The sequence below is a fragment of the Ensifer sp. 22521 genome, from assembly GCF_052044795.1.
Classification (GTDB): domain Bacteria; phylum Pseudomonadota; class Alphaproteobacteria; order Rhizobiales; family Rhizobiaceae; genus Ensifer.
Map to the genome: position 1 here is coordinate 316,020 of NZ_JBQENM010000008.1, position 24,756 is coordinate 340,775.

The 24,756-nt window shown below is 60.4% G+C and carries 30 protein-coding genes, 7 tRNA genes and 2 pseudogenes; 16 read left to right on the forward strand and 23 right to left on the reverse strand.

Features of this window, described 5'->3' with window-relative positions; translation table 11 throughout:
• The first annotated feature begins 137 nt into the window (after positions 1-137).
• Positions 138-1,940: a single-stranded-DNA-specific exonuclease RecJ gene (recJ, locus tag ACTJKE_RS14875; RefSeq protein WP_093232439.1), complete on the forward strand. Its 1,803-nt coding sequence runs from the start codon at positions 138-140 to the stop codon at positions 1,938-1,940.
• Positions 1,941-2,000: 60 nt separating this feature from the next.
• On the opposite strand, the gene ACTJKE_RS14880 is transcribed toward recJ, so the two are convergent.
• The 6 genes from ACTJKE_RS14880 to ACTJKE_RS14905 all read right to left on the reverse strand — a co-directional run bounded on the left by ACTJKE_RS14880 (position 2,001) and on the right by ACTJKE_RS14905 (position 5,211).
• Positions 2,001-2,075: transfer RNA gene (locus tag ACTJKE_RS14880), tRNA-Glu, on the reverse strand.
• A gap of 207 nt (positions 2,076-2,282) precedes the next feature.
• A tRNA-Glu gene (locus tag ACTJKE_RS14885) sits at positions 2,283-2,357 on the reverse strand.
• A 198-nt stretch (positions 2,358-2,555) separates the two neighbouring features.
• Positions 2,556-2,630 (reverse strand) — tRNA-Glu (locus ACTJKE_RS14890).
• Between the two features lie 200 nt (positions 2,631-2,830).
• Positions 2,831-2,905: transfer RNA gene (locus ACTJKE_RS14895), tRNA-Glu, on the reverse strand.
• Between the two features lie 136 nt (positions 2,906-3,041).
• Complete coding sequence (locus ACTJKE_RS14900; protein WP_058328144.1) at positions 3,042-4,376, reverse strand: YcbK family protein; 1,335 nt, start codon at positions 4,374-4,376, stop codon at positions 3,042-3,044.
• Between the two features lie 394 nt (positions 4,377-4,770).
• On the reverse strand, positions 4,771-5,211 hold the full coding sequence (locus tag ACTJKE_RS14905; RefSeq protein WP_057255868.1) for a VOC family protein: 441 nt from the start codon (positions 5,209-5,211) through the stop codon (positions 4,771-4,773).
• Between the two features lie 196 nt (positions 5,212-5,407).
• Here ACTJKE_RS14905 and ACTJKE_RS14910 point away from each other — a divergent pair, with 196 nt between their 5' ends.
• From ACTJKE_RS14910 to ACTJKE_RS14920, 3 genes are all read left to right on the forward strand, one after another.
• The gene (locus tag ACTJKE_RS14910; RefSeq protein ID WP_043623636.1) at positions 5,408-5,986 is read left to right on the forward strand and encodes a cold-shock protein; all 579 of its coding nucleotides are present in this window, start codon (positions 5,408-5,410) and stop codon (positions 5,984-5,986) included.
• Positions 5,986-6,465 carry a DUF192 domain-containing protein gene (locus ACTJKE_RS14915; RefSeq protein WP_058328145.1) on the forward strand — a complete coding sequence of 160 codons (480 nt, stop codon included), beginning with the start codon at positions 5,986-5,988 and terminating at the stop codon, positions 6,463-6,465. The genes ACTJKE_RS14910 and ACTJKE_RS14915 overlap by 1 nt, the downstream gene beginning before the upstream one ends.
• A 185-nt stretch (positions 6,466-6,650) precedes the next feature.
• Positions 6,651-7,298, forward strand: a complete 648-nt coding sequence (locus ACTJKE_RS14920; RefSeq protein ID WP_058328146.1) for an outer membrane protein — start codon at positions 6,651-6,653, stop codon at positions 7,296-7,298.
• Positions 7,299-7,355: 57 nt separating this feature from the next.
• Here the strand turns inward: ACTJKE_RS14920 and ACTJKE_RS14925 are convergent, their stop codons facing one another.
• Together ACTJKE_RS14925 and ACTJKE_RS14930 are read right to left on the reverse strand one after the other, a co-directional pair.
• Positions 7,356-8,015 carry a DUF1062 domain-containing protein gene (locus tag ACTJKE_RS14925; protein ID WP_440691927.1) on the reverse strand — a complete coding sequence of 220 codons (660 nt, stop codon included), beginning with the start codon at positions 8,013-8,015 and terminating at the stop codon, positions 7,356-7,358.
• 472 nt (positions 8,016-8,487) lie between these two features.
• Positions 8,488-9,672 (reverse strand): diguanylate cyclase, encoded by a 1,185-nt coding sequence (locus tag ACTJKE_RS14930; protein WP_440636856.1) that lies wholly within the window; start codon positions 9,670-9,672, stop codon positions 8,488-8,490.
• 243 nt (positions 9,673-9,915) lie between these two features.
• Here ACTJKE_RS14930 and ACTJKE_RS14935 point away from each other — a divergent pair.
• From ACTJKE_RS14935 to ACTJKE_RS14945, 3 genes are all read left to right on the forward strand, one after another.
• Positions 9,916-9,992 (forward strand) — tRNA-Pro (locus tag ACTJKE_RS14935).
• A 251-nt stretch (positions 9,993-10,243) separates the two neighbouring features.
• Positions 10,244-10,549 (forward strand): ETC complex I subunit, encoded by a 306-nt coding sequence (locus ACTJKE_RS14940; protein ID WP_034791376.1) that lies wholly within the window; start codon positions 10,244-10,246, stop codon positions 10,547-10,549.
• A gap of 36 nt (positions 10,550-10,585) precedes the next feature.
• Positions 10,586-10,662, forward strand: a tRNA-Arg gene (locus ACTJKE_RS14945).
• 83 nt (positions 10,663-10,745) lie between these two features.
• Here the strand turns inward: ACTJKE_RS14945 and ACTJKE_RS14950 are convergent.
• From ACTJKE_RS14950 to ACTJKE_RS14995, 10 genes are all read right to left on the reverse strand, one after another.
• Positions 10,746-11,690 carry a tyrosine-type recombinase/integrase gene (locus ACTJKE_RS14950; RefSeq protein WP_440691928.1) on the reverse strand — a complete coding sequence of 315 codons (945 nt, stop codon included), beginning with the start codon at positions 11,688-11,690 and terminating at the stop codon, positions 10,746-10,748.
• A 201-nt stretch (positions 11,691-11,891) separates the two neighbouring features.
• Positions 11,892-12,020: a hypothetical protein gene (locus tag ACTJKE_RS14955; RefSeq protein ID WP_440636852.1), complete on the reverse strand. Its 129-nt coding sequence runs from the start codon at positions 12,018-12,020 to the stop codon at positions 11,892-11,894.
• A gap of 77 nt (positions 12,021-12,097) precedes the next feature.
• A complete protein-coding gene (locus ACTJKE_RS14960) occupies positions 12,098-12,466 on the reverse strand; it encodes a hypothetical protein (RefSeq protein WP_440636850.1) in 369 nt (122 codons plus the stop codon).
• The gene (locus ACTJKE_RS14965) at positions 12,463-12,846 is read right to left on the reverse strand and encodes an HNH endonuclease (protein WP_440691929.1); all 384 of its coding nucleotides are present in this window, start codon (positions 12,844-12,846) and stop codon (positions 12,463-12,465) included. The genes ACTJKE_RS14960 and ACTJKE_RS14965 overlap by 4 nt, the downstream gene beginning before the upstream one ends.
• Positions 12,830-13,195 (reverse strand): hypothetical protein, encoded by a 366-nt coding sequence (locus ACTJKE_RS14970; RefSeq protein ID WP_440691930.1) that lies wholly within the window; start codon positions 13,193-13,195, stop codon positions 12,830-12,832. The genes ACTJKE_RS14965 and ACTJKE_RS14970 overlap by 17 nt, the downstream gene beginning before the upstream one ends.
• Positions 13,195-13,482: a hypothetical protein gene (locus tag ACTJKE_RS14975; protein ID WP_440639789.1), complete on the reverse strand. Its 288-nt coding sequence runs from the start codon at positions 13,480-13,482 to the stop codon at positions 13,195-13,197. Before ACTJKE_RS14975 ends, ACTJKE_RS14970 begins: the two co-directional genes overlap by 1 nt.
• Positions 13,482-13,676 (reverse strand): hypothetical protein, encoded by a 195-nt coding sequence (locus ACTJKE_RS14980; RefSeq protein ID WP_440639787.1) that lies wholly within the window; start codon positions 13,674-13,676, stop codon positions 13,482-13,484. Before ACTJKE_RS14980 ends, ACTJKE_RS14975 begins: the two co-directional genes overlap by 1 nt.
• Positions 13,673-14,005, reverse strand: coding sequence for a hypothetical protein (locus tag ACTJKE_RS14985; protein ID WP_440639785.1), 333 nt, complete (start codon positions 14,003-14,005; stop codon positions 13,673-13,675). The genes ACTJKE_RS14980 and ACTJKE_RS14985 overlap by 4 nt, the downstream gene beginning before the upstream one ends.
• The gene (locus tag ACTJKE_RS14990) at positions 14,002-14,415 is read right to left on the reverse strand and encodes a recombination protein NinB (RefSeq protein ID WP_440639783.1); all 414 of its coding nucleotides are present in this window, start codon (positions 14,413-14,415) and stop codon (positions 14,002-14,004) included. The genes ACTJKE_RS14985 and ACTJKE_RS14990 overlap by 4 nt, the downstream gene beginning before the upstream one ends.
• Before the next feature lie 2 nt (positions 14,416-14,417).
• Positions 14,418-14,846, reverse strand: coding sequence for a hypothetical protein (locus ACTJKE_RS14995; protein ID WP_440639781.1), 429 nt, complete (start codon positions 14,844-14,846; stop codon positions 14,418-14,420).
• A 105-nt stretch (positions 14,847-14,951) separates the two neighbouring features.
• On the opposite strand from ACTJKE_RS14995, the gene ACTJKE_RS15000 reads away from it, so the two are divergent.
• The 4 genes from ACTJKE_RS15000 to ACTJKE_RS15015 all read left to right on the forward strand — a co-directional run bounded on the left by ACTJKE_RS15000 (position 14,952) and on the right by ACTJKE_RS15015 (position 17,313).
• Positions 14,952-15,605, forward strand: coding sequence for a hypothetical protein (locus ACTJKE_RS15000; RefSeq protein ID WP_440639779.1), 654 nt, complete (start codon positions 14,952-14,954; stop codon positions 15,603-15,605).
• Complete coding sequence (locus ACTJKE_RS15005) at positions 15,595-16,101, forward strand: helix-turn-helix domain-containing protein (RefSeq protein ID WP_058328154.1); 507 nt, start codon at positions 15,595-15,597, stop codon at positions 16,099-16,101. The genes ACTJKE_RS15000 and ACTJKE_RS15005 overlap by 11 nt, the downstream gene beginning before the upstream one ends.
• The gene (gene nusG / locus ACTJKE_RS15010) at positions 16,098-16,688 is read left to right on the forward strand and encodes a transcription termination/antitermination protein NusG (protein ID WP_058328155.1); all 591 of its coding nucleotides are present in this window, start codon (positions 16,098-16,100) and stop codon (positions 16,686-16,688) included. The genes ACTJKE_RS15005 and nusG overlap by 4 nt, the downstream gene beginning before the upstream one ends.
• Before the next feature lie 552 nt (positions 16,689-17,240).
• Positions 17,241-17,313, forward strand: a tRNA-Met gene (locus tag ACTJKE_RS15015).
• A gap of 81 nt (positions 17,314-17,394) precedes the next feature.
• Here the strand turns inward: ACTJKE_RS15015 and ACTJKE_RS15020 are convergent.
• Positions 17,395-17,772, reverse strand: a complete 378-nt coding sequence (locus ACTJKE_RS15020; protein WP_156436910.1) for a hypothetical protein — start codon at positions 17,770-17,772, stop codon at positions 17,395-17,397.
• Positions 17,773-18,871: 1,099 nt separating this feature from the next.
• On the reverse strand, positions 18,872-19,093 hold the full coding sequence (locus ACTJKE_RS15025) for a hypothetical protein (RefSeq protein ID WP_058328158.1): 222 nt from the start codon (positions 19,091-19,093) through the stop codon (positions 18,872-18,874).
• Between the two features lie 89 nt (positions 19,094-19,182).
• Between ACTJKE_RS15025 and ACTJKE_RS15030 the strand changes: the two are divergent.
• Positions 19,183-19,798, forward strand: a pseudogene (locus ACTJKE_RS15030) (putative metallopeptidase).
• A gap of 1 nt (position 19,799) precedes the next feature.
• Here the strand turns inward: ACTJKE_RS15030 and ACTJKE_RS15035 are convergent.
• A complete protein-coding gene (locus ACTJKE_RS15035) occupies positions 19,800-19,970 on the reverse strand; it encodes a hypothetical protein (RefSeq protein WP_156436911.1) in 171 nt (56 codons plus the stop codon).
• A gap of 42 nt (positions 19,971-20,012) precedes the next feature.
• Here ACTJKE_RS15035 and ACTJKE_RS15040 point away from each other — a divergent pair, with 42 nt between their 5' ends.
• From ACTJKE_RS15040 to ACTJKE_RS15055, 4 genes and pseudogenes are all read left to right on the forward strand, one after another.
• Positions 20,013-20,477 carry a DUF2280 domain-containing protein gene (locus ACTJKE_RS15040; protein ID WP_058328159.1) on the forward strand — a complete coding sequence of 155 codons (465 nt, stop codon included), beginning with the start codon at positions 20,013-20,015 and terminating at the stop codon, positions 20,475-20,477.
• A complete protein-coding gene (locus tag ACTJKE_RS15045; protein ID WP_440639771.1) occupies positions 20,464-20,985 on the forward strand; it encodes a terminase large subunit domain-containing protein in 522 nt (173 codons plus the stop codon). The genes ACTJKE_RS15040 and ACTJKE_RS15045 overlap by 14 nt, the downstream gene beginning before the upstream one ends.
• Complete coding sequence (locus ACTJKE_RS15050; RefSeq protein ID WP_440639769.1) at positions 20,954-22,279, forward strand: DUF1073 domain-containing protein; 1,326 nt, start codon at positions 20,954-20,956, stop codon at positions 22,277-22,279. Before ACTJKE_RS15045 ends, ACTJKE_RS15050 begins: the two co-directional genes overlap by 32 nt.
• Before the next feature lie 417 nt (positions 22,280-22,696).
• A pseudogene (locus ACTJKE_RS15055) lies at positions 22,697-22,927 on the forward strand (DUF2213 domain-containing protein); the annotation flags it as partial.
• 150 nt (positions 22,928-23,077) lie between these two features.
• Here ACTJKE_RS15055 and istB read toward each other — a convergent pair.
• On the reverse strand, positions 23,078-23,815 hold the full coding sequence (gene istB / locus ACTJKE_RS15060) for an IS21-like element helper ATPase IstB (RefSeq protein ID WP_014330260.1): 738 nt from the start codon (positions 23,813-23,815) through the stop codon (positions 23,078-23,080).
• Positions 23,816-23,827: 12 nt separating this feature from the next.
• Positions 23,828-24,756, reverse strand: a 929-nt coding sequence (locus tag ACTJKE_RS15065; protein WP_440691931.1) for a Mu transposase domain-containing protein, incomplete at its 5' end; no start/stop codon positions are given.

Here is a 24,756-nt window from a genome sequence, read left to right on the forward strand (position 1 = left end):
TCCTATTTGGGTATTTCAGGCGGTCGGTGCCGAAAAGGGACCGCGGAACGTGGATCTCTGTGTATGCCGTTCCAAAAACGGTCACGATTTGCGGGGTTATGCGCTAAGAAACGTTAAGCGCAGGCGGGTGGACGAGCATGGAAGAATTGGTGGATCCGGTACAGCGGGCCTTTCTCGGCGTCGAGCAGTCGATCAGCGGTCAGCGCTGGGTGTCGCGGCTTGATCAGGCCGGCCAGAACCGGGCGCTCGCCATCAGCCAGGTCCACGGCTATTCCGATCTGCTCGGTCGCGTGCTTGCCGGCCGCGGTGTCGTGCTTGACGACGCGGCGAGCTTCCTCGATCCGACGCTGCGGTCGCTGATGCCGGATCCCGATACGCTCACTGATTGCCGCAAGGCCGCCGATCGCCTGGCAGTGGCCATCAAGCGGCGTGAAAAGGTCGTGGCCTTCGGCGATTACGACGTCGACGGTGCCGCCTCGTCCGCACTGATGGCGCGCTTCCTCCGTCATTTCGGCATCGATGCGGAGATCTATATTCCCGATCGGATATTCGAGGGCTACGGGCCGAATCCTGCGGCCATCGAACAACTGATCGACAACGGCGCCGAACTTATCGTGACCGTCGACTGCGGCTCGACGAGCCATGAAGCGCTCGCGGTGGCGGCGAAACGCGGCATCGATGTGGTCGTCATCGACCACCACCAGGTTGGCTCAGCGCTGCCTGCCTGTCATGCGCTCGTCAATCCCAACCGGGAGGACGATCTTTCCGGACAAGGACATCTCTGCGCCGCCGGCGTCGTCTATCTCGTTCTCGTCAACACGCTGCGCGTTCTGCGCAATGCCGGCGATGGCCGTGTTGCATCCTTCGATCTGCTGGCCCAGCTCGATCTGGTGGCACTGGCGACCGTCTGCGATGTCGTGCCGCTCAAGGGGCTGAATCGGGCCTATGTCGTCAAGGGACTGATTGCCGCGCGGCACATGGGAAATGTCGGGCTCGCGGCGCTGCTGAGGAAGGCGGCGATCGGCGGTCCGGTCACGCCCTATCACCTGGGGTTTCTGGTGGGGCCAAGAATCAATGCCGGTGGCCGCATCGGCGACGCTGCGCTCGGCAGTCGCCTTCTGGCGATGGACGATGCCGGAGCGGCGGAAAAGATCGCGGCACAGCTTGATGAACTCAACCGCGAACGCCAGGCCATGGAAGCCGCCATGCTGGCCGAGGCCGAGGCCGAGGTTCTTGCGGAGTACGGCACGGGCGAGGGCGCCTCGGTAATCGTTACGGCGCGCGAAAACTGGCACCCCGGCATCGTCGGGCTGCTCGCCGCCCGCATCAAGGAAAAATTCCGCCGGCCGACCTTTGCCATCGCCTTCGATCCGAATGGGCGCGGCACTGGCTCTGGCCGTTCGATCAATGGCTTTGACATGGGCAAGATGGTCCGGGCGGCCGTCGATGGGGCCCTGCTGGTCAAAGGCGGCGGTCACGCGATGGCCGCCGGCCTCACGGTGGAGCGTGCGAAGCTCGGCAAACTCCGGCAATTCTTCGAGGAGCGTGCGGAGGCGGCGGTGCGTGATCTCGTCGCCATCCAGACGCTCAAGGTTGATGGCGCGCTCGCCGCCTCCGGCGCGACGCTGGAGCTTATCGATCTCCTGGAACAGGCCGGCCCCTATGGCTCGGCGCACCCGCAACCGGTCTTTGCCTTCCCGCAGCATCGGCTGCGCGATAGCCGACAGGTGGGCGCCAACCACATCAAGGTGACGCTGGAGGGCCAGGACGGCAGCCGGCTCGACGGGATTGCGTTCCGGGCAACGGAGACGCCACTCGGCGATTTTCTGCTCGCGAGCCGCGGCACGTCTATTCATGTGGCAGGTTCGGTCTCGGCGGACCTTTGGCAAGGCCAGCGCCGCGTGCAGCTACGCGTCACGGATGCCGCGAGGGCCCTGTAACCTCGCCGAACAGGAATCGCTCTGATTTGAGTGCCGGCTGGTGATCTTGCGAGCAGGGATTGGCACGCCCAACGGGACTCGAACCCGTGTTGCCGCCGTGAGAGGGCGGCGTCCTAACCACTAGACGATGGGCGCCTATGCTTCTGACTCATGAACTTGCAACGCGGTCTTGCGGCCGTGAGCAAATTCATCTGCGGATATTATGCTTTTTCAGCGCAAACGACGACATAAATCCAACTGCATCGCTCCGGCGACAAGGTCGCGAGATTGATCGAAAGTGAGCCGCAAGCGCAAGTTTACTGCGTAGCTATATTGGAAATGTGGGGGAGAAATTCAACACAGTGGCACGCCCTAGGGGAGTCGAACCCCTCTTCCCAGAATGAAAATCTGGTGTCCTAACCGATAGACGAAGGGCGCACTCGCTGTGTGGGCGCCTTATAGCCAGCGACTCTGGATACCGCAAGCGTCAATCTCAGGTTTTTTGTGCTTTTCCTGTTAAATAACGGCGAGAAAAATTCGGCGCCTGAAGGCCGGAATCGGAGAGGTGTCCGAGGCAGGAAATCGCCGTTTCAGACGAGGAGAATATCGATTTTCATGGGGAGGAGATCATCACAGTGGCACGCCCTAGGGGAGTCGAACCCCTCTTCCCAGAATGAAAATCTGGTGTCCTAACCGATAGACGAAGGGCGCACTTGCTGTGTGGGCGCCTTATAGCCAGCGACTCTGGATACCGCAAGCGCCAATCTCAGGATTTTTGTGCTTTTCCTGTTAAAAACAACGAGAAAATTCCGCTGAATAAACGACCGGATTGGAAGACGTCGGCGACGAGAAAGATCGCTGTGTCAGGCGGGAAAATCAGTGATTTATGTGGGGGAGGAAGCTCAACACAGTGGCACGCCCTAGGGGAGTCGAACCCCTCTTCCCAGAATGAAAATCTGGTGTCCTAACCGATAGACGAAGGGCGCACTCGCTGTGTGGGCGCCTTATAGCCAGCGGATTTGAGAACCGCAAGCGGCAATCTTCATATTTCTGTAAAAATTCCACAGTCGCGAGCCGAAGGGTAGATTCCTTGGAATAATCCATGGAAACAAGCGGTTGGCTTCAGCCCTTGCCGCGCCGGCAGCGCCAGTTCCAATCCCGCTGTGCGCCGATGTCGATATGGACCGACTCCGTATGGCAATAGGTGCCGACGCCGCCGCGGCCGGGAACGCTGCGCAGGAATTCGGCAAGATCCCACTTGCTGACGCCCTGGACTTGGATGTCTGCAGCCTCGCAGCGGGTATGCAGCGACTGCTTGGCGCGGTTGACCTTGATCGGCCTGAGGCCGGAGGTGACCATGACCTGCTTGCCGTAATGCGTTTCCACCTTCTTCAGCATCTGCATGAGTTCAGGCTTGAAGCAGCCGGCATCAACCTTCTCGGTCTGCAGGATCAGTCCGCTCGGGGCCAGCCGTGCCAGGCCCGAAAGAGATGCGACCTGAACCGGCGCGCCGTCGTCGTCGTCGCCGAGATGTTCCTCGTGCTCGAAATTATAGAGCGAAGTCAGTTTGACGCCCGGGAGCGTATAGGCGAGGGAGGCCGTCTGCGGCTGGCTCGCGTTGCTGGTGGTAATCGTCTTTTTTTCCGCCGGTTGCACAGCGCGCAGTGCTTCCTGCTGCTTCTCCTTGCGCTTCCCGGCAAAGAGCGTTGCGAGTGTCCAGGTTTTCGGCGCTTCCTTGTCGCCGTCGCTTTCCTTTGCCTCCGCGGTCGCCTGCATCGGTTCCGCGATCGCCACTTCAGCCGCGGCTGGCGCAACCTCTGCATTGGCCACGGCCTGAGGTGCAGCCGATTTTTCGCCGCCGGCGGCCGCTTCGGCGCTGAGCGGTACGGGGACGGCCGCGGGAAGGGCGTCCGCCGCCGGAGCGGGAGCGTAGGCTGCGACCGCCGTGTCTGCCGGCTGAGCGGTGGCCTCGTTCGCGGCACCCTGTTGCGGCGTCATGATGGGCTGAGGCTGTCGCTGGGTGCCGCTGAACAAACTGTTAGTAGTTGCGTTCATGGCGGGCTGGCCCGCCGGCAGCGGCACAGTTCCATTGGCCTGCGGCTGGGTATTCGGCATGCCCTGCGTCGCCGCTGCCTGTCCGTAGATGCTGGAAGAAGCGGCACGCAGGCCTGTGTTCTGCATCGTCAGGGACTGGGCTTGCCCGGAATCCTGCGTCGTTGCGGTCTGTTGCGCCTGTGGATCGCTGCCGAGCGCGGCCACCTGCGCATCCCGGACCGTGCCTTGCTCGGCCGATTCGGCCGCCTGGGTCGCCGTCTGTCCCTCAAGGCCCAACCCGGCGGTGACGTCGTTGTCGGCAACGGCCGACACGCAACCGCTGAGGGCCAGGAGTGAAACGGATAAAGCTGCCGCCCGCGCAATGGCAGCGAGCACTGCGCCCTTCGTATCCGGATGTTGCAACGTCCTATCCCCGCTCTCCGTGCATGATCGGCGAATTCGCCTTGTCATGCATTAAGTCTCAGTTCCGAAACATCGCTCAGAACAAACAAACTCATGTTTCTCGCGGCGGTCCGAAAGAACGCCACGGGAAAAGATCAGGCCAAGTACAAAGGGGGTCGCCGCCACGAGACATCGCGGATAGGACCCGGCATCAACGTTTCGCGCGAAAAAATACTCAACGACACGCGATTTGTAAACCGGCGCTAACCTTGAGCCCGCATGTTGCACACATGCAAAGGCCCGGATCGACCGGGCCTTGGATCATTCATAGCTGCTGCTGATCGGCGACTCGGCCATGCCAGCCGGTATGACCGGCCGCATAGGGGCATCCTCGCCAGTCAGAATTGCGCGGGGCTTACCATGCACCGGTATTGGCCATCGAAGCCCAGGGCTCCTGCGCCGGACGGTTCTCGCCCTTCTGCAGGATTTCGATCGAAATGCCATCTGGGGAACGTACGAAGGCCATATGGCCATCGCGCGGCGGGCGGTTGATGGTCACGCCATTGTCCATCAGGTGCTGGCAGAAGCCGTAGATATCGTCGACCTCATAGGCGAGGTGACCGAAATTGCGCCCGCCGGTGTAATCTTCCGTATCCCAGTTGTAGGTGAGTTCGAGGCAGGGCGAGAGTTCTCCGCGTGCGCGATCGATGTCGCCTGGAGCGGCGAGGAAAACGAGCGTGAAGCGGCCCTTCTCGTTCTCGTAACGGCGGATTTCGGTCAGGCCGAAAAGCGTGCAGTAGAAGTTCAAGGCCTCGTCCAAATTCTTGACGCGAACCATCGTGTGCAGATAGCGCATTGCAATGTCCCTGTTTTGCAGAAGATGGCGTATACTGAGCCGCCAGCAAGCCAGAGGCAAGGCTGCGTCCGCATATTAGATCTCGGCCAAAATATGCCGAGGGTCTTGCGTATCCGCGGCGGGACGATGTTATTCTGGTCAATAAGAATCAGTTAACCGTATCGGTAGTCGCGCGTAAACGAGGGGCTGGGAGAGAATGGCGGATAGGACATCTTCAAAAGACGTCATGCATGGTGACGACTTTGGCAGTGACGCTCTCGACCTCATCGAAATCACGGGCGTGATCAAATGGTTCGACGTCGCCAAGGGCTTCGGGTTCATCGTGCCTGACAACGGCATGCAGGACGTGCTGGTCCACGTGACCTGTCTGAGGCGCGACGGTTACCAGACGGTTCTCGAGGGCGCGCGCGTCGTGGCTCTCATCCAGAAGCGCGATCGCGGCTACCAGGCGTTCCGCATCCTGTCGATGGATCAGTCGACCGCCGTGCATCCGTCTCAGCTTCCGCCGGTGCGCACCCATGTGCAGGTGACGCCGACCAGCGGCCTCGAACGGGTCCTGGTCAAGTGGTTCAACCGCACCAAGGGCTTCGGCTTCCTGACGCGCGGCGAGGGGACCGAGGACATCTTCGTCCATATGGAGACCCTGCGGCGCTTCGGCCTCACGGAGCTTCGTCCCGGACAGGTTGTCCTTGTGCGCTTCGGCGATGGCGAAAAGGGCCTGATGGCCGCCGAAATCCATCCGGACGGCCCGTCGCCGACGAGCCGGTCGCACTGATGCTCGCGGCACGAGATCTTTCCGGAAAAAGCGCCCTGGTGGCGCTTTTTTTGTTGTTCGTCTTTACCGCTGCCGCGTTGGCCGAGGTGGAGTTCACGAAGGACAAGATGCGGATTGTGACCGCCGACAGGAAGGTGCACGAACTGACAGTCGAACTTGCGGTCGATCCCGACCAGCGCGAGCAGGGGCTGATGTTCCGCCGGTCGATGGCGCCCGATCACGGCATGTTGTTCGATTTCGGCGAAACACGCCGCGTGATGATGTGGATGAAGAACACCTATCTTCCGCTCGACATGCTGTTCATCGACAACAAGGGCGTCGTGCGGACGATCCGCCAGGACGCCGTCCCATTTTCCGAAGCGATCATTGATTCCGGCGAGCCGGTCGCCTTCGTTCTCGAGCTCAATGCCGGTACCGTCAAGCGGCTCGATGTTCGGGCCGGAGATCGTCTTGAAGGCGCTCGAATCCCGGGGCGATGATCCCCGGGGGAGATGCTCACAAATCGACAGCTGGTATCCGTTGGCCTTGTAGTTTGGGGATCAGCGCCTAAATCACCTGTACCGAGACGAATCGATCCTTTCGATGATGACTGCAAAGCCTTTTGGGCAGACTTCAACTTAATAAGTTGCTAATGTTCTGCCGAAGACGACAGGAGGCATCTGTGATGGTCCGGAGTGTGCTTGTTGCGATCGTGGCGGCCGCTGCGTTCACGCAAAACATGATGGCGGCAGACCTGACGCCGGCGCTGGAGCCGGCGCCGGTTGTGGAAACGCCGCCCGTTTTCGTATGGACCGGCGGGTATGTCGGTCTTCAGGGCGGGGGCGGCTGGCTGAATGGCGATTTCAGCGCGCCCGGCGGCAGCGGTTCAGAAGATTTCAATGGCGGCTTGCTCGGTGCCTTTGCCGGGTTCAACTATCAGCAGGGTGATTGGGTCTACGGCATCGAGGGCGACGTCAACTACAACTGGAATGACAAGAGCTTCGATGTTGGCGGAACCTCCGCCGAAGTCGGCACCGATGTCTCCGGCGCGATACGCGGACGTGTCGGCTATGTGCTGAATGACAAAGCGCTGCTTTACGGGGCAGGTGGCTGGGCGGTCACCCGCGGCTTCGTCGACGTGCCCGGAGCGTCGAAGGAGAAAGAGACCTTCAACGGTTGGACGATCGGCGCCGGTGTGGATTATTCGTTCACCGACAACGTCTTCGGCCGCGCCGAGTATCGCTACAACGACTATGGCGACAAGGACATCGGCGGCGTCAACGTCGATCTCGATCAGCAGCAGTTCACCATCGGCGTCGGTGTAAAATTCTGACCTATATGGCCTAGATGAAGGAAGCGCCGGCGTGTCACTGGCGCTTCCTTGATTCGTTCATGCAGGCTGCAATATTCCCCCCGCGCGATCGGCGATTTCGCCTCGATCGCCTTCGTCCGAAAGATCGAGAGCCACGCGCAGACCGTCGCGGATGGGCCGTTGCAACGCCTTGCGTGAGCCGGACAGCAGCGTAAGCCGTCCTGCTTCCTCAAGCCGGACGAGCCTGTTGCGCGACAGGCCGAGTTCCGCCGACAGCAGGCGATCCGCCCGCATACTGACTGCCAACGGCACCTCAAGGACGATCTCAAGATGGGTACAGACGTCCCGCGGTGGAGCGACGACGCGCCTTGTCACATGGCAATCGGCGAATTCTTCGATCCTGTCGGTGCTTCGGCGAAGATCCTCGACGTCGAACGAGACCCGGCGAATCCAGCCCGGGTCGTTATTCTGAAGCGCGTCGAGCGTATCGGGCGCGATGTCGCGGACATACTGCCGCTCGAAGATCGGGCGATTCCAGGTGTCGTCACAGTCGGCGCAGCGATAGATCAGCCAGGCATCCAGCCGCCGGCCGTTGGCGTTCAGCCGCGTCTTGCCGCTGCATTCGAATGGGCGCGCGCCGCGGCAGCGGCTGCAGGCGAGCCAGGGGCGCGGCGCGGCTTGTGGTTCAATGGTCCACAGGACCGTCAATGTGTGAGACATGTCGTCTGGTTCTTCCAATAGGAAGTCCATCGAGACGACGGTTTGAGTACCCGTTCCGGGGACGCGGTCTGGCAGCGTTTGTAGGTGATGGTTCCGCCTGGTGGTGTTGCACCGGGCTTGAGATCGGCAATGCCATTCCGGTCTCGAACCGTCACCTCAACGAACGCGTGAAATATCACACCGATAGCGTCGGGCGCTATCGGGCGTACGGGGTGAAACTAGCGAGACCGGATTTTACAAAGGCAAAGCGAAACTCCAGGCGAGACAGCGCGATTGTGGCTGCTAGCCTGTTCTATACCTCGACGTGTGCCGCGCAAAGTGCGGAGTGTTCACGCCCACGCGCCATGGTGGCTTTTTGCTCGGAATAGGTGAAATTTGGCCACAGGCAATTTCGCTCAGTAGGAGTAGTATGAGGCATTACACCTCCAATCTGGAGCGGCCTCTGCATTAGGACGGCCGCTTCTTTTTTGGACGGCGTAGCCGTTCCTCCTCAGCCGACGCGGCCGAAACTCAGCTCCATTGACAATGAAGCAGGTGCAGTCGCTGCGGAAAATGACGTGACGCGGTTGCGACCGCTGCGCTTGGCCTCGTAGAGCGCCGCGTCTGCCCTGTTGAACAGGTCCTCCCACGAACCTTCGTCGCCGCCGGCTGCGAGGCCCATGCTGACACTGAGCGCTATGCGTTGCTCGTTGCCGATCACCACGAGTTCTTCGACGGCGCGACGCAGGCGCTCGGCGATGACAAGCGCCTGCGCTTCGCTGGTCTGCGGCAGGTAGAGGCCGAACTCTTCCCCGCCAAGGCGGGCGAAGCAATCGCCCTTTCTGAGGTTCTTCCTCATCAGATCGGCAAAGGCGATCAGCGCCTGGTCGCCGGCTTGGTGGCCATAGCGATCGTTGATGCGCTTGAAGAAGTCCAGATCCATGACGATGAGGCAGTCGCCATGCCAGTTTGATCCAGGCAGTTGCGTGAGAAACCAGCGTCGGTTGCGCGCGCCGGTCAAGGCATCGGTGTCGGCCGAACACCTGAGCTCGGCTTCGGCCCTCTCCTTGACGAGGACTAGCGCGAAAAGGGCGATCGCGAAGTGGCAGATGATCGAGAGGAAGAAGGCGTAGGTGGTGGTGATCGGTATGATGCCCGGCTTCACAAGACCGATCACCACGGCAAGGCAGAGGCTGGCGCCGATGGCCATGGCCGCCGCAAACAGCGCGCGTACCGGCAGCGGCTCCCTGTTGCGATCGGAGATGACGGCAAGGGCGGCGGCCGCCAGAAAAGCAAAGGCGGTGGCATTGAAGACACTGGCGCGGACGTAGTTGACCACATGGAAATGCGTGGCCAGACCGATTGCTGCGCCCGCGGCCGGTATCGAAAGTGCCAGCCAGTCCGCCTTGCGTCGCCGGCCAGCGCTCAAGCGGCGCACACCGATCCAGAACAGCGCATAACCGCCGATCCCGAGCGTGAAGCTCGAAAGCGTCCACAGATAGGCCGGCAGCAGCTGCTGTTCGCCGTAGCCGGCGAGCGTCGACGCAAGATCCAGGAAGAAGAAGCCGCTCGCGAGAATTCCGAGACCTTCATCCCGCGGCGGTTGCCAGCGGGCATAAAGAAAGCAGAACGCGCCGACGAGGAATGACGATTTGTGAAGCAGCAGAACGGTGGTGAGATCGAGTTGGGTGTTCATGGGATGATGCTCGGGCGGGCTTGGGAGGCTGGCGCGGTGCGGTTGTGCACCCTTGGCTCTAGCGGCAATGGATTTAGCGATTACTAAACTCGAATGATAAACACACACGTTTGTCCCATTTCGGGACATTTCTGCCAGCCGAGGGCAATGCGCGGGACGAATGCAGGTTTTATCAGTGTGGACGTCAACGAAATTACATGTTGCAGGCCAAGGGCGAAGCGTGTATCTCCGGCGCCGTTGGCACGGAGTGTAGCGCAGTCTGGTAGCGCATCTGGTTTGGGACCAGAGGGTCGGGAGTTCGAATCTCTCCACTCCGACCATCGTAACGCCGAAGGTGGCGTTCCTGATCTCCCTGCGTCTTTTCACTCGTCAGATATTGCCTTTTGGGCACTTGTTGAACGGCGACTACACGGACGTGTCAGCGAAACCTGTATCCCGCGCGATCGTCTAACGGAAAAGCCGAATTTATCCGGCCAAAAGTCATTCCGTTTTAAATCATTCTGCGTTATGGGAAGACGGAATGTTGGCGCCCGTGAATGTTGCCATCGAAAGTATGGAGCCGTTCGAAACCATGTCCGCAAAGATCTATCGTCCAGCAAAGACCGCCATGCAGTCTGGCAAGGCCAAGACGAATCTGTGGGTGCTGGAGTTTGATCAGGAAAAGCCGCGCACGATCGACCCGATCATGGGCTACACCAGCTCCGGCGACATGAAACAGCAACTGCGGCTGACCTTCGAAAACGCCGAGCAGGCCATCGCTTATGCGGAGCGCAACGGCATCGAATACCGCGTGATCGCGCCGAAGGAAGCGACGCGAAAGAGCGTGTCATATCCGGACAACTTCCGTTTCAACCGGATGCAGCCCTGGACCCACTAAGTCCTCCGGTCGCATTCGACGGGCAAAGCCCGGGACGGCCCCTTAGCTCAGTTGGATAGAGCACCTGCCTTCTAAGCAGGTTGTCGCAGGTTCGAATCCTGCAGGGGTCGCCAAAAAAATCAAGCACTTAACGGGTGTTTTTGAGGTTCTACTAGACCCCGTTTACAGCTTTCCCATAGCCGTTTACAAAAATCATTCACGTGATGTTCTTTTCCATCCGCAGAATGACGGCATCGCTGGTCTGCTGATCCGTGGCCAGATAGTGCTTCTCAAGCACTCTTCCCACCTCTGCAATCGAGTGCCCAGTGATCGACGCGATCTGTTCTGTCGTCGATCCTTCCCGCCGCCGTTCGGTGATGAACGTGCCGCGTAGGTCGTGAAACGTCACCCCCTCAATCTGGACACTATCGCTCTCCTTGTTCAGCCTGGCACACTCTTTCGCCCACGACGTTTTGAAGCCGTCCTTCGTCCATGGCCGGCCGCGCGAGTTGTTCATGATTCGAATCTTGTCCTTCGGCAGGGCGTCGATCATCGCCTTGAGCTTGCTGTGAACTTTCACCCGAACTCTTTTTTTCGTCTTCCCCTGCTGAAACGACAGGTGGGTGCCGTCGTATTGCTTCCACGTGAGGGATAGAAGATCGCCCTGACGTTGCCCGGTGTGGATCGCCATTTCAAAGGCAAGGAGCATATGAGCCTTGGTCTTGGCCCGGAACAGCGCGATCAACTCGGGCGTCCAGACGCTTTCCTTACGTGATCCGGTGTAGAGGCGGGCGATGCCGGTGCAGGGGTTCTTCTCGATCGTCTCCTCGTCGATCCCGAACGTGTAGACGCGCGAGAGGGAAAACAGCATCTGGTCGGCCTTCCGCGGGTTGGCGGAAAAGGTGTGATGCCATTTGCGGATCATCGCCTTCATACCGCGCTGCTGTGTGAGCTTGAGCGGCAGCTTCGGCCATTCCTTGCGGATTTCCTTGAACGAATGCTTGTGGGCGTCCTGGGTCTTCTCTGCCAGCGCGGAGAATGCAGGGCTCTTCTGGAAGGTGTCTATCAGGTCGTCAAGCGTCTTCACCTCTGCAGGGGCGCTCTCGGCGCGGTGCTTCAGTAGCTCTGCAGCGAACGCTTCGGTGTTCGGCTCGGCCTCCATCTTCGGTCCGCCGCGCCAGGCGTAATAATGATGTGAAGTCATCAGGTTTCAGGTCAACCGTAGCAGGCTTGGAGGTATCTTGGATATCTGGTGAAACCCCGACGCGTTGGCCGTTGACCTCGATCCAAACAGTGACGCCCTTCGACTTGGCGACATCGGCCATGCGCTTCAGGTCGGCGGCCTTGATTGCTGCTCTCGCCGTCATTCTTCGGCTCCTTGTTCTTGGCGGGTCGCGCCAGATTTCACGCGAGCGAGCCAGCGGCCAACCTTCTCCGGCTCAAGCCAGGCCCAGAGGAGGAGGAGGGATGCGATGAAGCCGAATCCGGTCATGGTGCCTCCTTCGGTGCAGAGAGAAGACCTTGTGACGTGACGCGCTCGATGACGGTCTCGCCAGTCGACAGCATGATCTAACCGAGGAAGGCGGCCTCAAATGATAGGATGCCGGTTTCCACTGCGGTCAGCTGCCCTTTGATCCAGTCGCGCAAGATGGACCAGACAGCGATTTGCCCTTGCTCGAGCGCACGTTTCTCGTGCTCCTTCTGCGTTCGGCGCATCCGGTTGGTCCATGGGTTCACGCGTAGCCAGGCTGTGGCATACCCTTTTGCGCTGGCCTCTACCTGCACCGTCCGCCCGCGGTATTCGAACTGGATTATGACCTTGCCCTCGGCAAAGTCCTCCATGGGCGCGAATTTCGAGCAGCCGAACGCCTGGATGGTCTTGCGGATATCGTCCATTGCCGATCGACCGGACGTCGAGTTTTCGTACGGCAGGCTCATCGAATGACTTCTCCCGTTCTGCGGTCAACGACCGTGCCGTCCATGCAGCGCTTGAAACGCGGGTGGGACAGGCTGGATTTCGCTTTGGCGATGCCCAGGTGCTTCTTGCGGGTCCGCGCTATTTTGGATTTGACCTTCATCTCGACCGCCGTCTTTCGGCGGTGAGGCTCGCGCTTGGCCGGGAATAGGTTGGTCTCGCGGTGCTCGCCGCCGAGGATCAGAGCGACCTTGTGGTCGAGATCCCACTCGTCGCGCACCGGGTCGATCTTCTCGCCAGTCAGATGGCAGATGCCGCCCTCGCGGTCGAAGACGCGCTGACGCACGCGGTTGGGGACCTTCTGGTCGTCATGCTTCGCTACCCATTCAGGCACGCTGCGCATCGATGTAATCCTCCATGTCGATCTGGGGAGCCTTGCGTCGGCGGGTGATGCGGGCGTTTGCCGCGTGGTGCTTCGCGTCCCATTTCAGGTGACAGCGCTGGCAAAGCGCTCTGCAGCGCTCCGGGTCGGCGTGACTCTCGTTGTGGTCCATGTGTGCGATCGTCAGCACGACCTTGCTGCCGGTCACTGGGTGAGGCTGGCCGTTGGCGGCACGGCAATCCGGGTGCTGAGGCGTGCCCTCGCAAGCGTTGCCGGCGCGCTCGATCAGGAAGGCGCGAAATGCCTTCCATTCCTTAGAGTGCGTGCCGCCGCCCGGGTAGAGCTTCATTCGGTCGGAGCGGATCGGCATCAGTGAAGCGCTCCGATCCACTCACGGCCAAGGAACCGCTCAAGATGGATGATCGCCTCTTCGCGGTTGCCCCGGTGAAGGTACTGGCGAGCGATTGTGAGTTCGTCCGCGACGGCGCCTGAGAACTCAAGTTGGCCGGCGTGGACTGACGAGCGTTTCGAGAGCATTTCTGCTTCGGCCTCGCTGATCACCTTGCCGTCGATCAGGCCTTGGAGCAGTTGCTCGGTGTCGAAATCTTCGAGATCGACGTCGACCGACGTGCTCGTGCTGCGTCTTTTCCAAGCCATCACATGTTCTCCCGGAGAAGGCGCAGCATGTCCTGCTGCTGCTCGTTGATGATTTGCTTCGTCGGCTTGTGGGCGCGGCGCGCGGCCTTGATGGCTGCATGGCGCTCGCGAAGCTTCGGGTGTGCCTGGTAGAGCCGGCGGTCGATCGTTCTTAGGAACCACCAGGTGCGGAGGGAGCGGAGGAGGGCTTTCATGCTTCCACCTCGTCGGGCTCGATGTTCAGGCGCTCGGCGACGAGCTGGTGATGTTCGAGGAGCCAGGGCCCGAAGTCAGCGCGCATATCGTGGTCGGCATGCTGGAACCACGTGAATTCCTCGCCCCAGAGGCCGGTTGTTTCGGCGTAGGCCATGCCGGCTGCTCGACATTCAATGTGCTCGTGCTGAGTGTAGAAATGGCCGTCGTACTTGCCGGCGGCGTAATATGCCGGCATCCCGGTTTCGATCTTGCGGCCGCACTGCTCGCAAGCATGTACTTTACGAGTGGCCTTGATCGTCCGGCCGGAGTGGAAATCATCGTAGCTCATGCTGCTGCCTTCGATTTCGGTTCGGACCAAACGACGTGGTGACGGGCTCCAAACGCGAAGATGATCTCGATCAGATCGGTCATCTCTTCCTTGGATAGGTCGGATGAAGAAGTGCCGAGCGGGACAAAGCCGGTCCCGTCGGTGTTCGGCACGAGGCGAAGCTGGTCGTGTTTCTCGCGGCGCAGCGCGTCGAGCATGACGAGCTTCCAGTCCTCTGGGGTGAGTTGCTGGCCGTGCCAGGCAAGCTGCAACGACAGGTCGGTGAGCATCGCCCACATGCGATCGTTCTGCGGCGTCGTGCGCTTCGGTCCCTTGAACTCGACGCGCGTGTCGACTGGCGCACGCATGATCCAGTCGATTGCCTTGCGGCGGAACGTTTCGTTCGCCAAAACCAGAAGCGCCCGACCCATGATCAGCCTCCGTTCAACGGTGCGAGTTGAGCGAGCCGACGATCACGGATAGCGAAGGCCGTATCGATCATGTCGGCGTGGCCGTTCGTTTCGAGCACGGCCGGCGCGTCGAAGTCGTTCCAGATCTCGGCGACGTCGGTGTCGTCCTTGGCGCCGGCGAGGCCGGTTTCGATCTGCTCGAGGAAGTCTCCAAGGTTGAATTCTGGCTCGGTCGGCTCGGTGACCGGAGCGGCTTCGACCGGTTCGGCCGCCTTGGCTGGTGGGGCAGGAGGTGCCGGAGGCTTCGGCGGTAGAGCCGGCTTCTCTGGCGTGATATCCCGCATTGTCTCGACTTCGTCGATCTCGTGGACCTCGAACTCGTCGCGGATACCGCCGAGCACGTCGCCGAAGAGTTCGCGGAGGCAGTAGCCAGCGGCGCGCCAGGCCAGCATGCGCTGCGGGAAGCGATACCAAGCCCCCGCGAGAAACCGAGAATGCCCGCCATCAGCGGGAGTTTCGAGAAGCCATCCAGCAGAAACTGAACGGGAATCCAGGCCATGACGAATTTGCCAGCACCGGCCCAGCTTTCGACCTTGAACCGGGAGATTACCACGCTCACCGAGCGACTGGCACCGGCTCGCGCTGATGCCATCGTTCGCAGCCTCGGCGTCATGCAGAGCGCTGGCATGAGCCTGCCCCAGGGTATCGACCCCCAGAAGTTTGACGTGATCTACGGTTACGCCCTCGACGGCGTGCCGAGTTGCGGTCTGACGATCGCGACCCAGAAGCTCATTAAGGGCGACTACGCCGGCAACCCGGATATCTTGCTCGGCATGATCCCGAAGCCGCCGATCCTCGCCGCGCTGGCGAAGCAGGAGGCGAGGGCGGCCCGCGAGGATCTGGCCCGCAAGCGCGAGATCGCCTCGGCGATGAAGGGCGTCGCTCCGGAGGTCGACCGCTCGCCGGAGGTGATGGCCCGCGTTCGCGCCCGGCTGGCCCAGTTCCGCCAGGACCACGAGGAGGCCAAGGCCAAAGAACGGGGCATCGTCGTTCACGAGCCAATGTCGCCAGAGAAGGCCGAATACTGGGCCAAGATCCAAGAACTGCCCGACTGGTGGGAAGTTGGAGCCGAGCAGATGGCATTCCGGCGCAAGATCGAGGCCGAGGTCGCCGAGGTGCGCGCCGACGACGAGGCAAGCCATGCTGCTTGAGCTCCCGCAAGACATCGCGATCAGCGAGCCGGTCTATCGCGCCGCGGTCCTTTTCCGTCGTCGCAAGCTGATCGGCAAGCCGAAGCCGCGGAAGGTCTATGTCCCGAAGCCGAAGCCGCGCGCGCCGGCCGACGACCACGTCTGGGCCTTCCGGGCCTACCGGCTCCAGCAGAGCCCGCACCTCACACCGACCGATTACGTGCGGATGCGCAGCCTCGAATTGAGGATCTCGCCGGATGTGATGCTCGGCCCGTCCAGGAAACGCACGGTCACGACCCAGCGGAACCGCATCATTTTGGAGCTTCGCCAGCGCGGCCTGTCGCTTCAGCAGATTGGGTTAGTCCTGCACCGCGACCACACGTCGATACTGCACGCCATCCGTAGGGTCGAGGCAGCGGAAGGCGACGACGAAGCAAAGAACTGGGTGCGGCGCAAGAACAGGCAGTCCCTCGAAAGCCAACATCGCATCAGAGCAGAAAAGGAAGCGGCGCTATGAGCTGGTACGCAATCAAGACCCGACCCGGAACCCAGCGTCCGGCAACGCCGCGGATTGGCGAGACCGAGGACCGAAAGGGCGAGTTCATCATCGAGCGGAACCTCCGTGACGCGGACATCGAAATCTACATGCCGTCATTCCGGAAGGACATCAAACACCACCGGACCAAGGAACTGATCGAGCGCCGCTTCGCCATGATCGTCGGCTACTCGTTCGTGTATCTGCCGACAGGGGACTTCTACCGCCTGTCACGCGTTGACGGTGTGACGGCGATCCTCGGCGTTGCCGGCTACCCGCTCCGTATCTCGGACTTCGAAGTCGCGAGCATCCGCCAGGCCGAGGAGATGGCAGGGTCCGCACTGCAGCGCGAGCGCGATGCCCGGAAGAAGCGTAGCCGCAAGCAACTGCAGCAAGAGTTTCCGAAGGATTCCGCCGTCCGGATCGCGCCAGAACACCGCCTTGTCGGCGGCATGCTCGCCACCGTCCTCGACGTCACCGGCCGCAACACGATCAAAGCTGTGGTCGAGTACCTCGGCGGTCTCGTCCACGTCGATCTGCCGCTTGAACTAATCGACAAAGTCGCTTAGAGTACCTGCAACCATTGGTGATTTGCAGGCTGTTCTGATTGCGGACCTCGATTAGAGGGATTACTCGCCGGGCCTTAGGGAGGACGTCACCGCCTCCCGCCATAGGTGCGTATTGCCGAAATTCTGATCTTCTCCTCAACGATCCTGCGTTTGCGGGACGGGCAGGTAGACCTTGGATGCAACGCGCTTTCCATCGAGTAAAGATCCCTCGACCCATAGATAGGCCGATATACCGAAGATCGTGAGCAGTAGAATACTGACCGGCAGCCCTGCTGAAGAGCGATGATCAGGTTCATGGAAGTTCTTTCGACCCAACATGGCCGGTACCAATTTGCACATACGAGAGCGACGTCGTCACGTGGGCTCTTCCCGCCAGACGGCCTGACTGGTCAACAAAGTTCGAAGCTCTGTAGCAAGTTGGGATTATACCACGCTCGCCGGAGCGCCGCGCGGGATCACAGGTGGTGAGGCAGATGGCTGCCGCAACTTGTTCGCTGTTCGTAGCTATTTCAAGCGCACAAAAGCTGCCCCAACTGAGGTAATTCCGGTCAAGTCGGAGTAGAGCAGCCCGGTAGCTCGCGTGGCTCATAACCACGAGGTCGCAGGTTCGAATCCTGTCTCCGCAACGAGTTACGGCGCCAGAGAGCCTCGCCCGTCTCCCGGAGAAGCGGGGAGCGCGGAAACTTCGGTCGCTTCCAGCACCATGTTAGGTGCCGCAATAGAGTTTCAGGGAGGCTGCGCGCTTGCCAATCTCAACAGATCTCGCAACAGCAGAAGGGTTTTGCGTTGGGAGCTTACCGCCGCTTGATTGCATCATGACTTCGAGGGCTTGCTCGAATTCTGTCAGGACGATAGTCTTCTTCTGTGCAAGAAACCAATCTGAGGTTTTCTGCCGTATCATGTTGCGAAATCCTGCCTCGACGGCGCCCTTGTCCTTGAGTGGAGCAACCACGCGCATGCGCGCGGGTTTCCCGTCAGAAGTGCAGCCATAGACAAAAATGCCGTTCTTCGCGGCGATCGCGTTCGCGCTACAAAGCGAGAGCGCCCCAGCTATTAGTAATGTAGCAGTCAACGTGTTTTTCACAGTTGCCCCTCGAGATTTCCCCCAGGCAGAACGTTCACTCAACGTCGCAACAAATGCAAGTTGTGCCCCTGGAAATCGCGACCACACAAGGACCGCCGTCTATGACGCAGGGTGGGCGCCTTCGCCGCGAAAGCCGAAGCCCATAGATCTACTGGGTTGAAGGCGCTTATGGGCTCTATTGAGCGGGCGTCGTAGTTGAGGGTTGGGTAGTCGACGGTTGAGATGTCGTTGGCTCAGCCGTGGTAGTGGGCGGTGTTGCCCTTTCCGCGCTCCCGTCCTTCCATGGCATGAGGAAGAGGATCGCGAGGACAATCAACACAGCAGCAGCAAGGATTCCCAGGGCGGTATTACGGCTCATGCTCGGCTCCTCATAGACGCATACATGCGACGACTTGCAAATTATATCACGGCAACCAGAGGCGCGCCCGGCGGTGATCCCGCATGCCTGAATAGGGAGCCGGACCTATGGCCCAACTTCTGCATGGTAGTCGTGATCCCGTCAGGGTAGAGATACACCAAGGACCGTTGGCGGAGGAACACGCTTGGTGAGGGGGTATCTGTTTGGGATCCTGCTCCTTCTCGCAGCCTTTATCGTGATTAAGTGGGAACTACGAGATCCTGAAACAAACCGGTGGAAGGTATCGGCCGGCGAAAACAGAATAGGATTTGCGTTGCTTTCGCTTGTCTTTATCGCCGCGTCAGTCCTGTTGTTTTGGCCCTGACGACGAACCGGTTCGTGACGCGCGCCCTTTCAGCACCACTACCAGTAAGCCAGCAGCCACAAGGGTACCAAGGGTAGCGCCCACGCCACCAACCAGCATCAGGGCGTAGAATTCGAAAGGGTCTTCGTTGGCGGTCAATGTGACGGCCCCACGCCTGCGGGCCTCGCCGGTAACGAGCGCATGGATAACCCCATAAAGCGCCCCAGGCCCTAATGATAACATGCCGATCACAATGAGGATTTTGTGGAGCCGTCCTCCGGCGAGAAGACGCTCACAAATCTCTCGGAGTTTATCCCGCCGTTTCGTTGTTCCAGGCATTCAGAATGCTTCCCCGATGTCTCAACTTGTGCCCTCAGGAGAGGGTAGAGGTTGCGACATCAGCGTACAGTTTGGGGCAGGCCCGCAAGACGACGCTGTTCCTCTACAATCATATTCATGATGTCGCGGGCTCGTTCCTTGACGTACACGACGCGGCCGCCGTCGATAGCGAGTTGAATAATGGCTCTGTGGGCATCCCCCATGCCGTCATAGAAGTCCGTGGCGTTGTCCATATTGACGAATATCGGTTGTCCGTCTTCGCTGGTAAGTTCAAGCCACATTTCATTCTCCTCCACGGTTGCTGCATCAGTGCTATAGCACCAGGCAAAACAAGTTTGCTCAGCGGTAGCGCTGAGGCAAGTGGTGATTGATGCGCCCACAACCGCCAGCGTCGATGTTCGACGACATTAGTTCGCCAGCCTTTGCCCCCGCCGCGGATATGCCTGATTGGGTGCGCGAGACCTTCATCGATGCGGGCTCACCGGTCCACAATCCAGACCATGCGCACCTACGCTTCGCCGACATTGGCTTCCTCTGGACCACAGTCGGCAACAGCAAGAAGGGCCGCCGCGTAATCGGCCAGTGCGAGACAGGATCGCCGCAGGGCACGATGGGCAAGTGGTCACGCGCTCGGGCAGAGATGCAGGTCAAGCTGTGGTTCGGCCACGTCCCGGATTTCATCATCACGCTGGACGCTAACTACTGCCGAGAGTGTGGGGGAGTTCATGGCGCTGGTCGAGCACGAGCTCTATCACGCCGCCCAGGACGTCGATGCTTTCGGCGCGCCCAAGTTCAGCCGCTCGACTGGCCGCCCGGTGTTCGTCATCCGTGGACACGATGTCGAGGAATTCGTCGGTGTGGTCAGACGCTACGGGGCAGATGCCGCTGGCGTCCGCGCCATGGTCGATGCGGCCAACCAGAAACCCGAGATCGCCAGAGTGCAGATCGCGCATGCATGCGGCACCTGCCAGCTTAGGGTGGCTTGAACTACTCGCCGTTACGAACCCGCTCCATGTAGCGCTTCCTGTCCTCCTCTGACGCGCCAGCCGACAAATCCTGCCCTAGCTCGACACGCTGCGCGACGGGCAGCCATGGCCGCCCTGGGTTTTCTTTGGTCCAGAGTTGTTTGGCGCGTCGTTCGATCTCTGCGTCTTCCAAAGGTGCCTCCTATGCGAGCCTTGATGGAGCCTTTACAGTTCAATGGCCAATCCAAAGTACTCCGACCAGGTAAAGACGTACGTAGTGCAGGCTCTCGCGTGTTTCGACAGTCCAGCTGTCGTAGCGAAGGCAGTCAAGGCCGAGTTTGACGTCGTCATCAGTTCGCAGGCGGTAGAGGCCTACGATCCGACCAAGCGCGCAGGGCAGAAGCTCTCGCAGCGGTTTCGTATGCTCTTCGAAGAGACCCGCAAGACCTTCCTTGAGGACACCGCCTCGATCGCGATCAGCCATCGCGCCGTTCGTCTCCGCGCTCTTCAGCGCATGGCAGACAAGGCAGAAACCCAGGGCAACATGGTGCTAGCATCATCGTTGCTGAAGCAGGCGGCGGAAGAAGTCGGCGGCGCCTATACGAACCGACGCGAGATCACAGGCAAGGACGGCAAGGATCTTCCGACGCCGGTCTCTCCGGTGACGATCTTCCAGTTGCCCGATAATGGCAGGGGTTGAGCAAGGGCAGGGCGCCCAGACAATCATCCGGCCGCAGGCTGGCCCGCAGACACAATTCCTTGGCTCGCCGGCGGATATTGCCATCTACGGCGGGTCGGCAGGTGGCGGCAAGACATGGGCTCTGCTCATGGAGCCGCTGCGCCATGTCGCGAACCCACAGTTCGGCGCCGTGTTCTTTCGGCGCACGCTGGTGCAGGTACGAAACGAGGGCGGCCTCTGGGACGAGAGCGAGAAGCTCTATCCCAGCTTGAACGCAAAGCCGAAGGTGGCGCCGGACCTATCGTGGACGTTCCCATCTGGGGCGTCCGTCAGCTTTGCCCACCTCGAGCACGACAAGACGGTATCGAACTGGCAGGGCTCGCAGATCCCGCTGATCTGCTTCGACGAGCTCACGCACTTCAGTGCAAAGCAGTTCTGGTACCTGCTGTCACGTAACCGCTCACATCATCGCTTTCGTCCGCGACAGCCTGACGAACATGGTTGCGAACATCGGCACCAGCCGAGATAAGGCGGCGTCGACCTTCTACTCGATGCCGATGCTTTCGGACGAGGAGTTGCTCAACGCCTACCGTGGCGCATGGCTACCGCGGAAGATCGTCGACATCCCGGCATTCGACAGCGTGCGCGCCTGGCGTGATTGGCAGGCGAAGAAGCAGCAGATCGAGCTTATCGAGGCCGAGGAGAAGCGCCTCAACGTCAAGGGCAAGATCCTCGAAGCCAAGATCAAGGCTCGGCTCTGGGGCGGCGCGGCCGTTGTCATCGGTACCGGTGACCAGAACCTGACCGAGCCACTCGACGTGGAGCGTGTTGGCAAAGGCGGGCTGAAGTACCTCACAGTCATGTCGCGGCGTAGCCTGACAGCCGGCGAGATCGACCGCGATCCGGCCTCCGAATGGTATGGCAAGCCAATGCTCTATCAGGTGAGCTCGTCCGGCGGCCGGCAGGTCGATATTCATCCGTCGCGCCTGGTCATCTTCAATGGTGCCGCGCAGCCGGACGAAGAGATTATCACCACTGCTTTCCCTGGCTGGGGTGATAGCGTCCTTCTGTCGGTCGTCGAGGCCATCAAGCAGGCAGACGGGACCGCGGCGAACATTGCTAGCCTCGTTTTCGAGGCCAAGGTCAATGTCATCCGCATCCCCGACTTCATGCAGAACGTGGGGGATGAGCGGTACCGCGCCAAGATCCTTGAACGCTACACACTGGCGGTCACGGCCAAAGGCATCAACGGCGACCTCCTCCTCGACAAGGAAGAGGAGTTCGAACAGAAGACGGCGAGCTTCGCCACGCTGCCAGACGTGCTTATGTCGTTCATGCAGCTGGTATCAGGCGCGGCCGACATCCCGGCAACCCGCTTGCTCGGCCAATCGCCTGCCGGCATGAACGCCACTGGTGAAAGCGACCTGCGCAACTACTACGATCACCTGCAGGCCATGCAGGAGGTCGAGATGACACCGGCAATGATGCGCCTCGACGAGTGCATCATCCGCAGCGGGACCGGCTCGCGCGACCCGGGTATCTACTACGAGTGGGCACCGCTCTGGGGCATGTCGGAGAAGGAAAAGGCTGACGTCTTCAAGACGAAGGCCGACGCCGCGCGCCAGTTGGTGGGCACTTCGCCGGGACAGGAAATTATCCCTCGTGAGGCTGTGTCCGACGCTCTGGTCAATGCGCTCGTCGAAGATGGGTCGCTACCCGGCCTGGACGCGGCGATCGAGGAACATGGCAAGCTGAGCGAGCAGGAGCCCTCCGAGGACGAGCTTGCGGCCGCAGCAGTCGCACAGTCAATTCAGGAGCGATGAACCCGATAGGCTCATCAAGAGGCCGAGAATATCACCATGAAAATTGCGGCCCAGAGTAAGGCCGACAACTCGGCCGCCAACAGAAACCCAAACGTGGTGTCGCTCATACAATCCTCCGTAGGCAACCTCCATTGCCGGGAGGAACTATAGGGGAGAGACGACGGCTCCGCTACTAACTAAGACGCAAGCAGCGAGTAAATAAGAACGCCGACAGAACCCCAGAAACCAACCATTACCAGCGCCATCGCGGCAACCAGAACCTTTGTCACGACAAAACTCCTTCGACTGTTGTGCGGGTCCAAAACCTAGCCCAGCGCTGAAATTTTAGTATCGGACCATGGTCTGATCTCGCTGCTTTCGTTGACGGTGTGTCGGACCGCCATCGCCGCAGATCGTTTTTCTTCTGAGGTACTACTCATGAAATTCACAGACACTGCGCCGATCGCGGGCACGCGACGGACCGCCGACGGCTACCTAGTTGCGGACGTCCGCACCGCTCGTACTGGCATCCAGCTTTATACTGGCCGTGAGGTCGGCAAGCCGGAAATGCAGTCTGTGAAGGTCTACCGCTCCGCCGATCAGGTCTTCGACAAGGCCAGCCTTGGCAGCTACGCCCACAAGCCGGTGACGAACGATCACCCGACGGAAATCGGCTGGTTCTTACACCGCTTGTGCCGATTCCGATGAAGCCGCCCCTTCGTTCCGAGATGATTGCGCTCCCAGTTTCCGGGATGATCTCGCCCCCTGTCTAGGGAGGTCTGCGGGCGATGATTGTTGTCAGTTCAATTAGGCTAGGTGTCAAGCTTTGCGGGGTAGGTTTCGGCGCAGACTATCGCCGCTCAATTCGATGCGGTGGGCATTGTGGACCAACCTGTCGAGTATGGCATCGGCATAGGTTGGGTCGCCGATGACACCGTGCCAGGCGGATACGGGAAGTTGGCTGGTAATGATCGTCGACCGACGGCCGTAGCGATCTTCGAGGATTTCCAGCAAATCGTGACGGGCCTGTTCATTGAGCGGTTCGAGCCCCCAATCATCCAGTATCAGGAGCTGAACGTGGCCCAAGGTCCGTTGCAGCCGGGCATACCGGCCGTCACCACGCGCGAGCGCAAGCTGGGCAAACAGCCTTGGGACACGCTGATAGAGAACTGAGCGATCGTCTCGGCAAGCCTTGTGACCGAGAGCGCAAGCCAACCAACTCTTTCCGACACCCGAGGGTCCGCAAATGGCCAGATTGTCATGAGCGTTGATCCAGTCGCCACCGAGCAGTTTCATGAAGAGAGCACGGTCGAGGCTGCGTTCGGCGCGATAATCGACATCTTCCGGGGTCGCCTGGTGGCGAAGCTTGGCAAACCTGAGACGTGCCGCAAGCTTGCGATCGTAACGGGAGCTCCATTCCCGTTCGAGCAGCAGTCCGAGCCATTCGGCGTGCGAGAGATGTTCGGCTTCGCCGTTGGCAACGAGTTCGCCAAAGGCCTTTGCCATGCCGGACAGGCCCATGGCATTCAATTTATCTAGTGTTGGATGAGCAAGCATCTTTCGTTCTCCTTAGTGGTAATAGCGGGGGCCGCGGATGTTGGCGTGATGGATCGGTTCATGCGACGCCGCTCCATTTGAGGCAGCCGTTCGGTCAAGGTGATTGTCGAGGATGGAGCGCACCGAGCCATAGGTCCGGGCCCCGATCTCCAGCGCCCGCCCGCAAGCGGCATTGACCCTGTCGCGGCCAAAGCTCTTGCTGAGGCGGATGATCCCGAGGCAAGCTCGAAAGCCCTGCTCGGGATGTGGCCTGTCGGCAAGGATGCGCTCGCACAACAGCGCGACATCCGGTCCCATGGCGGAGGCTTCGCGTTGAATGCGTTCGATCGTCCAGTCGGCAAAACGGCGATGCGCCGAGGGCATATGATCGGGGATCGTCGTGTGCTTCCCGTTGCCGCTGGAGCGGCGATGGGCGGCAATACGCTCGCCCTTGTGGAAGATCTCGATCGTATTGGCGGTGATACGAGCCTCAACCTGCTCGCGGGCGAAGCGATAGGGAACGGAATAATAGTGCCGCTCGATCTCGACGTGATAATCCAGCCCGGCACGTCGTATACGCCATTCGGCAAAGACATAGCGTTCGACAGGCAGTGGTCGCAAAACCGGACGATCAAGCTCTTCGAACAGTTGACGGCGCGTGACGCCAACGCGGCGCAGGACTCGTTTGTCATTGAGATCATGAAGCAATTCGCCGATCGCCGCATTGACCTCGGCCAAGCTATAGAAGATGCGATGGCGCAGCCGGCCCAATAGCCAGCGTTCGACGATACGAACCGCAGCTTCCACTTTCGCTTTGTCACGCGGGCGTCGCGGCCGCGTTGGCAAGACGGCGCTGCCATAATGGGCTGCCATCCCGCAATACGTCCGGTTGACCTGGGGATCGAAGTGGCAGGCCTTGATGATCGCTACCTTGGCATTGTCGGGAACCAGCAAGGCTGGCG

Excerpts from the sequence above, each read along its gene's own strand:
- recJ (WP_093232439.1), top strand. The coding sequence starts at position 138 with ATGGAAGAATTGGTGGATCCGGTACAGCGGGCCTTTCTCGGCGTCGAG.
- ACTJKE_RS14905 (WP_057255868.1), bottom strand. The coding sequence starts at position 5,211 with ATGCGCTATCTGCACACGATGGTTCGCGTCAAGAATTTGGACGAGGCC.
- ACTJKE_RS14910 (WP_043623636.1), top strand. The coding sequence starts at position 5,408 with ATGGCGGATAGGACATCTTCAAAAGACGTCATGCATGGTGACGACTTT.
- ACTJKE_RS14915 (WP_058328145.1), top strand. The coding sequence starts at position 5,986 with ATGCTCGCGGCACGAGATCTTTCCGGAAAAAGCGCCCTGGTGGCGCTT.
- ACTJKE_RS14920 (WP_058328146.1), top strand. The coding sequence starts at position 6,651 with ATGGTCCGGAGTGTGCTTGTTGCGATCGTGGCGGCCGCTGCGTTCACG.
- ACTJKE_RS14930 (WP_440636856.1), bottom strand. The coding sequence starts at position 9,672 with ATGAACACCCAACTCGATCTCACCACCGTTCTGCTGCTTCACAAATCG.
- ACTJKE_RS14940 (WP_034791376.1), top strand. The coding sequence starts at position 10,244 with ATGTCCGCAAAGATCTATCGTCCAGCAAAGACCGCCATGCAGTCTGGC.
- ACTJKE_RS14950 (WP_440691928.1), bottom strand. The coding sequence starts at position 11,690 with ATGGAGGCCGAGCCGAACACCGAAGCGTTCGCTGCAGAGCTACTGAAG.
- ACTJKE_RS14955 (WP_440636852.1), bottom strand. The coding sequence starts at position 12,020 with ATGACCGGATTCGGCTTCATCGCATCCCTCCTCCTCCTCTGGGCCTGG.
- ACTJKE_RS14960 (WP_440636850.1), bottom strand. The coding sequence starts at position 12,466 with ATGAGCCTGCCGTACGAAAACTCGACGTCCGGTCGATCGGCAATGGAC.
- ACTJKE_RS14965 (WP_440691929.1), bottom strand. The coding sequence starts at position 12,846 with ATGCGCAGCGTGCCTGAATGGGTAGCGAAGCATGACGACCAGAAGGTC.
- ACTJKE_RS14970 (WP_440691930.1), bottom strand. The coding sequence starts at position 13,195 with ATGCCGATCCGCTCCGACCGAATGAAGCTCTACCCGGGCGGCGGCACG.
- ACTJKE_RS14975 (WP_440639789.1), bottom strand. The coding sequence starts at position 13,482 with ATGGCTTGGAAAAGACGCAGCACGAGCACGTCGGTCGACGTCGATCTC.
- ACTJKE_RS14980 (WP_440639787.1), bottom strand. The coding sequence starts at position 13,676 with ATGAAAGCCCTCCTCCGCTCCCTCCGCACCTGGTGGTTCCTAAGAACG.
- ACTJKE_RS14985 (WP_440639785.1), bottom strand. The coding sequence starts at position 14,005 with ATGAGCTACGATGATTTCCACTCCGGCCGGACGATCAAGGCCACTCGT.
- ACTJKE_RS14990 (WP_440639783.1), bottom strand. The coding sequence starts at position 14,415 with ATGGGTCGGGCGCTTCTGGTTTTGGCGAACGAAACGTTCCGCCGCAAG.
- ACTJKE_RS14995 (WP_440639781.1), bottom strand. The coding sequence starts at position 14,846 with ATGCTGGCCTGGCGCGCCGCTGGCTACTGCCTCCGCGAACTCTTCGGC.
- ACTJKE_RS15000 (WP_440639779.1), top strand. The coding sequence starts at position 14,952 with ATGACGAATTTGCCAGCACCGGCCCAGCTTTCGACCTTGAACCGGGAG.
- ACTJKE_RS15005 (WP_058328154.1), top strand. The coding sequence starts at position 15,595 with ATGCTGCTTGAGCTCCCGCAAGACATCGCGATCAGCGAGCCGGTCTAT.
- nusG (WP_058328155.1), top strand. The coding sequence starts at position 16,098 with ATGAGCTGGTACGCAATCAAGACCCGACCCGGAACCCAGCGTCCGGCA.
- ACTJKE_RS15025 (WP_058328158.1), bottom strand. The coding sequence starts at position 19,093 with ATGTGGCTTGAACTTACCAGCGAAGACGGACAACCGATATTCGTCAAT.
- ACTJKE_RS15040 (WP_058328159.1), top strand. The coding sequence starts at position 20,013 with ATGGCCAATCCAAAGTACTCCGACCAGGTAAAGACGTACGTAGTGCAG.
- ACTJKE_RS15045 (WP_440639771.1), top strand. The coding sequence starts at position 20,464 with ATGGCAGGGGTTGAGCAAGGGCAGGGCGCCCAGACAATCATCCGGCCG.
- ACTJKE_RS15050 (WP_440639769.1), top strand. The coding sequence starts at position 20,954 with ATGGTTGCGAACATCGGCACCAGCCGAGATAAGGCGGCGTCGACCTTC.
- istB (WP_014330260.1), bottom strand. The coding sequence starts at position 23,815 with ATGCTTGCTCATCCAACACTAGATAAATTGAATGCCATGGGCCTGTCC.